The sequence below is a fragment of the Streptomyces sp. ISL-66 genome, assembly GCF_018614135.1.
Classification (GTDB): domain Bacteria; phylum Actinomycetota; class Actinomycetes; order Streptomycetales; family Streptomycetaceae; genus Streptomyces.
In genome coordinates this window covers 1-11083 of record NZ_JAGGOW010000192.1, presented here as the reverse complement: position 1 = coordinate 11083, position 11083 = coordinate 1, and the positions used below count along the sequence as shown (strand labels likewise).

The following is an 11083-nucleotide window of genomic DNA, read 5'->3' as shown; positions in this document are numbered from 1 at the left end:
GGCTACGCCACCGTCACCACTCACACCGGTAACGGCAACGCCACGGAAGCCCCCCGCACCAAGAACGTCACCACCTACCTGCGCGGCATGGACGGCGACGTCCTCGCCAACGGCACCAAGCGCAGCATCAACGTGAGTGACACCCAGGGCGGAACCATCACGGACGAGGAAGTCCTCTCCGGGTTCGTCCGCCAAACCCAGACCTACGACCGTGATGGCGGGTCGGTGGTCTCGGACGAGGTCACCACTCCCTGGATCGGCCCGGTCACCGCAACACGCGCACAGTCCGCGGGAATGCCGCCGATCACGGCCCGCGCACTGAACACCGCGAAGGTCACCACCCGTGCGAAGCTCGCCAACGGCAGCTGGCGCACCGGCGAACGCTCCTCGACGTATGACACGACGCTGGTCACACGCCCGCTCCAGGTCGACGACAACAGCGACATCTCGCGTACGGACCAGCGTCTGTGCACCACCTTCGAGTACCCGACCGGACCTAACGGTGCGGTCACCGAGCTCGCCTCCCGCACTCTGGTCCTGTCCGGCGTGTGCGGTCAGACCCCGACGGCGGCGAACACCGTCGGTGACACCCGCTCCCTGTTCGACAACCTCGCCTACGGCAAGGTCGGAGCCACCGCCGACGGCACCGGCACCGAGGTTCTGGAGAAGTACGACGGGACGGGTAAGCCGGTCTACCGGCTGAACTCAACCTCCACGTATGACGCGTACGGCCGCGTCACCAGCAACACCAACAAGGTCCGCACTGACGCGGCTCACCCGGGTGGCGCGGTCACCACGACCGAGTACTCCCCGGCCACGGGCGTCCTGCCGAACTCCGTTACGCACACCAACCCGCTGGGTTGGAAGTCGACGACCACCCTCGACATCGGCCGCTCGCAGCCGCTGAAGAGCACGGACGAGAACAGCCACGTCGCGGAGCGTGCGTATGACGCGCTCGGGCGGGTCGTGAAGATCTGGCAGCCCGGTCAGAATTCCACGACGGACCTGCCGGTCCGCAAGTACTCGTACACGATGAACGGCACGAACGCGCCGTCCGCCGTTCTGAGCCAAGCGCTCATGAACGACAACACCTACACGTCCTCGTACTCCATCTACGACGGCCTCGGCCGCGTCCGCCAGACCCAGGCCACCGCCCCCTCGGGCGTCGCCGGCCGGATGATCACGGACGCACTGTTCGACTCCCACGGCTGGCAGACCAAGACCAGCGCCGCCTACTACACCGACCAGGGCGCGCCCTCCGCGGCAGTCTTCCTGCCCAACGGCGGCGTCCAGCCCGACAGCAAGATCCCCTCCCAGACCCTCCAGGTCTTCGACGGCCTCGGCCGCGCGACCGACACCATCACCCAGTCCTTCGGCGTGGAGCAGTCCCGCTCCAAGACCGAATACCCCGGCGCGGACGAGACGCGTCAGATACCCCCGACCGGCGGGTTCGCCACGGCGACGATCAGCAACGGCACCACCTCGATCCTGCGCCAGTACAAGGCCAATACGCCCACCGGCCTGTACGACGAGACGACGTACGTGTCCAACACCCAGGGCCAGGAGCTGTCGCGGAAGGACTCCGCCGGCAACGAGTGGACCTTCACCTATGACCTCCTCGGCCGTGTGGTGAAGACCACCGACCCGGATGCCGGGATCAGCACCACCGTCTACGACGACAGCAAGAACCTCACCACCACCACGGACGCCCGCCTCAAGAGCGCCACCACGGTCGCCGACCTCCTCGGTCGCACCATCGCGACGTACGAGGGAACGGCCGTAGACCCGGCCAAGCAGGTCGGCGCGTTCACCTACGACACCAAGAAGCTCGGCAAGCCCGACACCACCACCCGCTACGTGGGCGGCAAGACGGGCAGCGCCTACGCCTCGGAGGTCACCGGTTACGACGGCGGCTACCGCCCCCTCGGCACCAAGGTCACCATCCCGGCGTCGGAGAAGGAGCTGGCCGGCACCTACCAGACGACCAACACCTACGACGCCTACGGGCAGCTGAAGACGTCCGCCCTGCCCGGCATTCCCAAGGCCGGCCTGGGCGTCGAGACACTGACGTTCGGCGTCGACGTCGCGGGCAACATGACCTCGCTCAGCGGCAAGATCGGTCTCACCAGGACGCCGTACCTCGTGGACATGCGCTACGACCCCTACGGGCGTCCGATCCGCACCACCGTCGGTGACACCGGCATGCAGGTCGTCTCGACCGTCGACTACGACGCCGGAAGCGGCCGTCCTGTCCGCACCACCCTGGACAAGCAGACCGCCGCAACGGCCAGCGTCGATGTACTGGACTACACGTACAACAAGGTCGGCCAGCTGACCTCGATCGCTGACACACAGGACGGCGCGGGTCGTGACCTGCAGTGCTTCACGCACGACTACCTGGGCCGGCTGACCCAGGCCTGGACCGACACCGGCACCCAGACCACCGCCCCCGCGCCGAGCGTCCGCGGCATCGGCAGTTGCACCAACGCAGCTGGTCCGGCGGTCGACGGCACCGGCAAGCCCAGCGTGGGCGGCAGCGCCCCGTACTGGCAGCAGTACGAGTACGACGCGATGGGCAACCGCAAGAAGCTCGTGAAGAAGGACGTCACGGGCAACGCGGCCAAGGACATCACCACTACTCAGACGTTCGGCCCGAAGAACAACACCCCGTCCTCCGACCCGGCAACGGGCGGCGGCACGGGCGGCCCGCACGCACTGATGACCTCCACGGAAACCGGCCCGTCCGGCACCAAGGTCACCTCCTACACCTACGACCAGTCCGGCAACACCGCCGGCATCACCAACACCGCCGGCACCAAGAGCCTGACCTGGAACGGCCAGGGCAAGCTCGACAAGATCGTCGGAACCGGTGAGAGCGCCGGCACCAGCTACCTCTACGACACCAGCGGCAACCAGCTCATCCGCCGCGACCCCACCAGCACCACCCTCAACCTCGGCGCCGACCAGATCACCCTGGACACCGCCAGCGGCAAGGTCTCCAACGTCCGCACCTACGCCGCTCCCGGCGGTCTGTCCGTCACCCGCACCACCAGCACCGGCACGTCCACGCTCACCTACCAGAGCTCGGACCACCACGGCACCGGCGGAGTCCAGTTCAAGTCCTCCGACCTGAGCCACGTCCGTCGTGCGTCCGACCCGTTCGGCAACGAACGCGGCACCCAGCCCGCCCCCGGCGCCTGGGCCGGAGACAAGGGATTCGTCGGTGGCACCAAGGAGAAGGCCACCGGCTTCACCCTCCTCGGCGCCCGCGAATACGACCCCACCACCGGCCGCTTCATCAGCCCCGACCCCGTCCTCGACGTAAGCGACCCACAGCAGTGGAACGCCTACGCCTACTCCAACAACAACCCGGTCAACGCATCCGACCCCAGCGGTCTGGCGCAAACGATCAGATGCGAAAGCAACTGCGAGAAGTACGAGTACACGGAGAGCCACTCGTCCAATTTCTGGGGCGGTGACGACGAGGAAACGAAGTCTCAGAAGGCGCTGGACGAGGCGAACAACAACGTCACCAAGACCAAGAAGAGGCGCGACAAGCTGATCGACGAAGTCGTCGACATGGTCGGCGACCTGATCGGATACAACGACGCCCGGGACTGCTTCACCAAGGGCGACGTCATGGCCTGCATCAACACGGCCCTGAACTTCGTCCCCTGGGGCAAACTCTTCAAGGCCGTCAAGATCGGCATCAAGGCCTTCAAGATCTACAAGGAAGTCAACAAGGCCTACGACGCCATCCACGAGGCGGAACGCGGAGCCTCAAAGGCGGCCGATGCCGTCAGCTCGGTCAAGAAGGCGGCGAAGGAAGCCCGCGACGCCGAGGCGAAGGCAGCCAAATCGGCATCGGACAAAGCCGCAGCCGAATCCCTGAGCGACAGCGCGGGAACCGAGTCCAGACTCGTGGCGAAGGAGTCCGACGCCGCGAAGAACACCGGCAGGGCCGAGCCTGAAGCCAGGAGTGGCGGGGGCGATGCCCCGTCCAGCACGACCAAGTGCAACAGCTTCCCCACCGGCGTTCAGGTCCTGATGGCCGACGGGTCCGCGAAGTCCATCGAGGACGTCAAGGACGGCGACGTGGTCATGGCCACCGACCCGCAGACCGGCGAAACCCGGCCCAAGACCGTCACCACCACCATCACCACCCCCGACGACAAGGACTTCACCGACCTCACCCTCGCCGACAGCGCCGGCACTCAGGGCACGACGGTCAAGGTCACCTCGACCGCTCACCACCCGTACTGGAGCGAAACCCGCCGCCAGTGGATCGACGCCGGCGAACTCACCGCCGGCGAACAGCTCCGCCAGCCCGACGGCACCACCTTCACGGTCCAGGCGACGCGCACCTATCCCTACGCCGTCACCACCCACAACCTCACCGTCGACGACTTCCACACCTACTACGTGCTCGCAGGCGCCGCGTCGCTGCTCGTGCACAATTGCCCCGCCGCTGGGGGAAGCGGTGGGAAGGTTGAAAAGCCTGTAGAGATGGTCCGGATGCGGCACTACACGAACAGTGCCGGCGCGCGGGGCATCGTAGAGTCGAAAATCATGCGGGCCCGCGATCAGAACAAGGTTTTCCTTCTTCCTGCGAAGGGGAAGCTGATGGCTCCGAAGGACGCGGAGCCCAAGCTTGGCATCGGTCGTGGCCGTGCAAACAAGGTGGTGGAATTCGACGTACCGGCGAATCGGGTCACCAAGGAGTACAACAAGAAGTTCGGTTTCTGGGAGTGGACTGTGATTGGGGATATTGCAATCGAGAATGTGAAGATCGTGCGATGAGTGATGAGATTGAGGCGGGAAAGGGAGTCGTGGAAATCTCCCTGGCCGACGCGATCCAAGCGACACGAGATCTCAACGAGTACGTCGTCTCGCTGGACAGGATCCTCTCCCGCATCGGCACCGGAGGTAAGGACCCGGAGATCCTTTGCGACTACGTGGTGGATCGCAAGGTGATGCGTCGCTTGGCGAACCTTCGGAATGTCATCTGCACGGCCCTGGAACAGCAGCTGGGTGCGGACGCGGTGGATGAGATCGCCGAGGAGGCGTATTTCTACACTGACTGATCCGCCATCTGAATGACCGACGGCCCGGGGCTCTGAGCCCCGGGCCGTCCTGGTCGCCCACCTGCAACTTCGTACGGACCCGGAAAACGCCGATGGGGCGTGACTCCTTGAGTCACGCCCCATCGGCGTTGGAGCGCGTCACGCGGGAAGCGGCATCAGCATTCGATGACGTTGACCGCCAGGCCGCCGCGGGCGGTTTCCTTGTACTTGACCTTCATGTCGGCGCCGGTCTCCTTCATGGTCTTGATGACCTTGTCCAGGGAGACCTTGTGGGTGCCGTCGCCGCGCATGGCCATCTTGGCCGCCGTGACGGCCTTGACCGCCGCCATGCCGTTGCGCTCGATGCACGGGATCTGGACGAGGCCGCCGACCGGGTCGCAGGTCAGGCCGAGGTTGTGCTCCATGCCGATCTCGGCCGCGTTCTCGACCTGCTCCGGGGTGCCGCCCAGGACCTCCGCGAGGGCACCGGCCGCCATCGAGCAGGCCGAGCCGACCTCGCCCTGGCAGCCGACCTCGGCGCCGGAGATCGAGGCGTTCTCCTTGAACAGCATGCCGATCGCGCCCGCCGCGAGGAGGAAGCGGACCACGCCGTCCTCGTCCGCGCCCGGCACGAAGTTCATGTAGTAGTGCAGGACCGCCGGGAGGACGCCCGCCGCGCCGTTCGTCGGGGCGGTGACGACGCGGCCGCCGGCCGCGTTCTCCTCGTTGACCGCCATCGCGTAGATCGTCGCCCACTCGCTGCGGTGCATCATCGGGTCGCCCTCGGTGCGCAGCTGGCGCGCCGTGGAGGCGGCCCGGCGCTTGACCCGCAGGCCGCCGGGGAGGATGCCCTCACGGGACATGCCGCGCGAGACGCAGGCCTGCATGACGCGCCAGATCTCCAGGAGGCCCTCGCGGATCTCCTCCTCCGTGCGCCAGGTCTTCTCGTTCTCCAGCATCATCGAGGAGATCGACAGGCCGGTCTCGTTCGCGAGCCTGAGCATCTCGTCGCCGCTGCGGAACGGGTACTTCAGCACCGTGTCGTCGAGCTTGATCCGGTCCTCGCCGACCGCGTCCTCGTCGACGACGAAGCCGCCGCCGACCGAGTAGTACGTCTTCTCCAGCAGCGGGGTGCCCGCGGTGTCGTACGCGAAGAGCGTCATGCCGTTCGCGTGGTACGGGAGCGAGCGTCGGCGGTGCAGGATCAGCTGGTTCGGCTCGTCGAAGGCGATCTCGTGGACATCGCCTATCTCCGTGCCCAGCAGCCGCAGCCGGCCCGTCTTGCGGATGCGCTCGACCTCGTCGTCGGCGCTCTCCACGTCCACGGAGCGGGGGGAGTGGCCCTCCAGGCCCAGCATTACTGCCTTGGGGGTCCCGTGGCCGTGGCCGGTCGCGCCCAGCGAACCGAAGAGTTCCGCGCGGACGGACGCGGTCTGGGCGAGGTAGCCGTCCTTCTTGAGCCGGGTCACGAACATGCGGGCGGCACGCATCGGCCCGACGGTGTGGGAGGAAGAGGGACCGATGCCGATCGAGAAGAGATCGAAGACTGAGATGGCCACGGTTGCGGACTCCTATGTCTGCTCGTGGGTGGGAAGCGGGGCAGGAGGGATGATCTGCGGATTTTGTCCGGCAGACGAGCTTAACGCGGTGAGGTGAACGGCTCGGCTCGGCTCAGCTGCCCCGGAGGGGCCGGCGTCCAGGATCGGGTCCGCGCCCGGAAGACCGCCCAGAGGCCCGCGAGGGCGATGTCCATGTGCCGTGCATGTGAACGAATCAGTGGCGATCGGCACGTTCGACTGGGCCATTGGTCCGGTCATGAGAGGGGCCCGGCGACACCTGTGGACGAACAGGCGGGCACCGGGCCCCTCACGGTGACGTCAGAGCGTCGGGTACAGCGGGAACTTCGCGGCGAGCGCCGAGACGCGAGCCTTCAGGGAGTCGCCGTCGAAGGCCGGCTTCAGCGCGGCCGCGATGATCTCCGCGACCTCGGTGAAGTCCTCCGCGCCGAAACCGCGGGTGGCCAGGGCCGGCGTACCGATCCGCAGGCCCGAGGTGACCATCGGCGGGCGCGGGTCGTTCGGGATGGCGTTCCGGTTGACCGTGATGCCGATCTCGTGGAGCCGGTCCTCGGCCTGCTGGCCGTCCAGCTCGGAGTTGCGCAGGTCGACCAGGACCAGGTGGACGTCCGTACCGCCGGAGAGGACGGAGACGCCGACCTCGGTGACGTCGTCCCGCACCAGGCGCTCGGCGATGATCTTCGCGCCCTCCAGGGTGCGCTCCTGGCGCTCCTTGAACTCGGGCGAGGCGGCGATCTTGAAGGAGACCGCCTTGGCCGCGATCACGTGCTCCAGCGGGCCGCCCTGCTGACCCGGGAAGACCGCGGAGTTGATCTTCTTGGCCAGCTCCTGCGTCGACAGGATGACGCCGCCGCGCGGACCGCCGAGGGTCTTGTGCGTGGTGGTGGTCACGACGTGGGCGTGGGGCACCGGGTTCGGGTGCAGACCCGCGGCGACCAGGCCCGCGAAGTGCGCCATGTCGACCATCAGGTAGGCGCCGACCTCGTCCGCGATGCGGCGGAAGGCGGCGAAGTCCAGCTGGCGCGGGTAGGCGGACCAGCCCGCGACGATCAGCTGCGGCTTGGACTCCTTGGCCAGGCGCTCGACCTCGGCCATGTCGACCTGGCCGGTCTCGTCGACGTGGTACGGCACCACGTTGTAGAGCTTGCCGGAGAAGTTGATCTTCATGCCGTGGGTGAGGTGACCGCCGTGGGCCAGGCTCAGGCCCATGATCGTGTCGCCCGGCTTCAGCAGCGCGAACATCGCGGCGGCGTTGGCCTGCGCGCCCGAGTGGGGCTGCACGTTCGCGGCCTCGGCGCCGAACAGCGCCTTGATGCGGTCGATCGCGATCTGCTCGACGACGTCGACGTGCTCGCAGCCGCCGTAGTAGCGGCGGCCGGGGTAGCCCTCGGCGTACTTGTTGGTCAGGACCGAGCCCTGGGCCTCCATGACGGCGATCGGAGCGAAGTTCTCCGACGCGATCATTTCCAGGGTCGACTGCTGGCGCACGAGTTCGGCGTCGACGGCGGCGGCGACGTCCGGGTCGAGCTCGTGGAGAGGGGTGTTCATTGCAGACATCTTCGATCCCCTGGGGTCAGTTGCCGGAGGTGAGCTTGGCGTACTCGTCCACGGAGAGCAGGTCGGCCGGCTCCTCCGTGACGCGCACCTTGAAGAGCCAGCCGCCCTCGAACGGGGCCGAGTTCACCAGGGACGGGTCGTCCACGACGTCCTGGTTGGCCTCGACGACCTCGCCGGTGACGGGGGAGTACAGGTCGCTGACCGACTTGGTCGACTCCAGCTCGCCACAGGTCTCGCCTGCCGTCACCGTGTCGCCGACCTCGGGGAGCTGGGCGTAGACGACGTCACCGAGCGCGTTGGCCGCGAACTCCGTGATGCCGACCGTCGAGACGCCGCCCTCGGCGTCCGACAGCCACTCGTGCTCCTTGCTGTAACGCAGCTGCTGGGGGTTGCTCATGACCTGATTCTCCTGGATGCGGGGGAGTGGATACGAACGGTGGTCTCGCGGACCGAGACGGACCGGGAACGGAACGGAACGGAGCGCGGGCGCGGGGACGTGCGGGCGTACGGGAACCCTTGCGGGAGCCCGTACGAGAACCCGTGCGGGAACCCCTACGGGGCGACCCGAAGGGCGGAGGTCCCGTACAGGGTTACTTCCGCCGCTTGTAGAACGGCAGAGCCACGACCTCGTACGCCTCATGCGTACCGCGAATGTCCACGCCGACGCCGGAGGTGCCGGGCGCGGCGTGCGCCGCGTCGACATAGGCCATCGCGATCGGCTTGCCCAGCGTCGGGGACGGGGCGCCCGAAGTGACCTCGCCGACGACCCGGCCGTCGAAGGTCACGGAGAACCCGGCGCGCGGGACGCGGCGGCCCTCGGCGATCAGGCCGACCAGCTTGCGCGGCGGGTTGGCGGCGGCGCGCTCGGCGGCGGCCTCCAGGGCGGCGCGCCCGACGAAGTCGCCCTCCTTCTCGAACTTCACGACCCGGCCGAGACCCGCGTCGAACGGGGTGAGGGAGGTGGTGAGCTCGTGCCCGTACAGCGGCATGCCCGCCTCCAGGCGCAGCGTGTCGCGGCAGGACAGGCCGGCCGGGACCAGGCCGACGCCCTCGCCCGCCTTGGTCAGCGCCTGCCACAGCTCCACGGCGTGCTCGGGGGAGACGAACAGCTCGAAGCCGTCCTCGCCGGTGTAACCGGTGCGCGCGATCAGCGCGGGGACCCCGGCGACCGTGCCCGGCAGGCCGGCGTAGTACTTCAGCCCGTCCAGGTCGGCGTCCGTGAGGGAGGCGAGGATGCCCGGGGACTGCGGACCCTGCACCGCGAGGAGCGCGTACGCGTCGCGGTCGTCGCGGACCTCGGCGTCGAAGCCGGCGGCGCGCTCGGTGATCGCGTCGAGGACGACCTGTGCGTTGGAGGCGTTCGCGACGACCATGAACTCGGTCTCGCCCAGGCGGTAGACGATCAGGTCGTCGATGATCCCGCCGTCCTCCTGGCAGATGTGCGTGTAGCGGGCACGGCCGACGCCGACGGTGGAGATGTTGCCGACCAGCGCGTAGTCCAGGACCTTGACGGCCTCCGGGCCGGTCAGGGTGATCTCGCCCATGTGGGAGAGGTCGAACAGACCGGCCTTGGTGCGGACGGCGTTGTGCTCGTCGCGCTCGCTGCCGTACCGCAGCGGCATGTCCCAGCCCGCGAAATCGGTCATGGTCGCACCGAGGGAACGGTGCAGCGCATCGAGGGCGGTCAGGCGGGGGGCAGTGCTCATGGGTGTGGCTCCCGGGTCCCAGGGCATGACATGACGAGGAGGAGTTCCTCCCCATCTGTCATCGGAACCTGAGAGGTTCGCCGAGAGTTCCCCGCTTCCGGGGAAGGCCATCGACTTGCACCTTGGGTGGAGCAGCACCGGCGCCCTCACGGGCGGTGGCGCGGCTCGCTTTTCAGATCTGCCTCATCCACGCGGTACGGGGCCTGAGAGATTCAAGGGAGGTACTTGCTCCTTCGGCGCCCGGACGCGGCCTTGCGGGGCGCCGGGACTCTCCCGCGTGGATTCAAGCGGCCGGTATGCAGTTGGTGTCCAGATGGCGCACATCATTGCACGGCGTGCGGCCGAATGGGGGAGGGGGCCCGCAAGCGGAGCGGAACCGGTGGTCCCGGATTACCGTCTCTTTACACTCAGGGGGACGGGTCCCGGTGACCCGACGCGGGGGAGGCGATCACTGTGCGGAGATTCGGAGCACTGGCGGCGGCGAGTACGGCGGCGAGTACGGCAGCGAGTACGGCGACGGGCGCGGCCACCGTGGCCGGGGTGCCCGCCCAGCGCGGCGCGGGGCGGGACCAGGAGGCAGCGGGGGCGGCGGCGATTTCGGCGGCCGGTCCGGCGGCGGCGACCGTACGGGACCTGCGCGCGGCCGCCGGCCCCGGGCGGCTCCGCTTCGCCGACGGGGACATCGTGGTCGTGTCCGGACTGCCCGGCGGCGGCAAGAGCACCCTGATCAAGCGGGCCGCGCAGGGCGGCGGCATCGACTCCCAGGACGTGCGCGAGCGGTGGGAGCGCCGGATGCCGGCAGCCGTGCCGTACGCGGTGTACCGGCCGGCGGTCCGGATCGCCCACTACTGGGGACTGTGGCGGGTGCTCCGCTCCGGTGCCTCGGCCGTGGTCCACGACTGCGGTACGCAGAGCTGGGTACGGGCCGTCCTCGCCGGGGCCGCCCGGCGCCGGGGCCGCGCGCTGCACCTGGTGCTCCTGGACACCACGCCCGAGGAGGCCAGGGCCGGGCAGGCGGCGCGCGGGCGCGGGGTGTCGGCGTACGCCTTCGCCCGGCACCGGGGCGCGGTGGCCCGGCTGCTGCGCGAGGCGGAGTCGGGCCGTCCGCCCGCCGGCTGCGCGTCGGTGGTCCTCCTGGACCGCCCGGCGGCGTCCCGCCTGACGGAGATCGGCTTCCGGT

The 11083-nt window shown here is 68.6% G+C and carries 7 protein-coding genes and 1 riboswitch; of the genes, 3 read left to right on the top strand and 4 right to left on the bottom strand.

Features of this window, described 5'->3' with window-relative positions; genetic code table 11:
* Both J7E97_RS31920 and J7E97_RS31915 read left to right on the top strand, forming a co-directional pair.
* Positions 1 to 4800 (top strand): polymorphic toxin-type HINT domain-containing protein (locus tag J7E97_RS31920; protein ID WP_251055463.1); only part of this gene is annotated, 4800 nt, incomplete at its 5' end.
* On the top strand, positions 4797 to 5084 hold the full coding sequence (locus J7E97_RS31915) for a hypothetical protein (RefSeq protein ID WP_215034526.1): 288 nt from the start codon (positions 4797 to 4799) through the stop codon (positions 5082 to 5084). The genes J7E97_RS31920 and J7E97_RS31915, both read left to right, overlap by 4 nt.
* Before the next feature lie 155 nt (positions 5085 to 5239).
* Here J7E97_RS31915 and J7E97_RS31910 read toward each other — a convergent pair whose 3' ends face one another.
* The 4 genes from J7E97_RS31910 to gcvT all read right to left on the bottom strand — a co-directional run bounded on the left by J7E97_RS31910 (position 5240) and on the right by gcvT (position 9903).
* Positions 5240 to 6622, bottom strand: a complete 1383-nt coding sequence (locus tag J7E97_RS31910; protein ID WP_215034524.1) for an L-serine ammonia-lyase — start codon at positions 6620 to 6622, stop codon at positions 5240 to 5242.
* Between the two features lie 318 nt (positions 6623 to 6940).
* Complete coding sequence (gene glyA / locus J7E97_RS31905) at positions 6941 to 8197, bottom strand: serine hydroxymethyltransferase (RefSeq protein WP_215034522.1); 1257 nt, start codon at positions 8195 to 8197, stop codon at positions 6941 to 6943.
* A 16-nt stretch (positions 8198 to 8213) separates the two neighbouring features.
* Positions 8214 to 8594 carry a glycine cleavage system protein GcvH gene (gcvH, locus tag J7E97_RS31900; RefSeq protein ID WP_215034520.1) on the bottom strand — a complete coding sequence of 127 codons (381 nt, stop codon included), beginning with the start codon at positions 8592 to 8594 and terminating at the stop codon, positions 8214 to 8216.
* 193 nt (positions 8595 to 8787) lie between these two features.
* Positions 8788 to 9903 carry a glycine cleavage system aminomethyltransferase GcvT gene (gene gcvT / locus J7E97_RS31895; RefSeq protein ID WP_215034518.1) on the bottom strand — a complete coding sequence of 372 codons (1116 nt, stop codon included), beginning with the start codon at positions 9901 to 9903 and terminating at the stop codon, positions 8788 to 8790.
* Positions 9904 to 10085: 182 nt separating this feature from the next.
* A riboswitch (glycine riboswitch) is annotated at positions 10086 to 10189 on the bottom strand.
* A gap of 245 nt (positions 10190 to 10434) precedes the next feature.
* Here gcvT and J7E97_RS31890 point away from each other — a divergent pair.
* The coding region (locus J7E97_RS31890) for an AAA family ATPase (RefSeq protein WP_215034528.1) at positions 10435 to 11083 on the top strand (649 nt) is incomplete at its 3' end.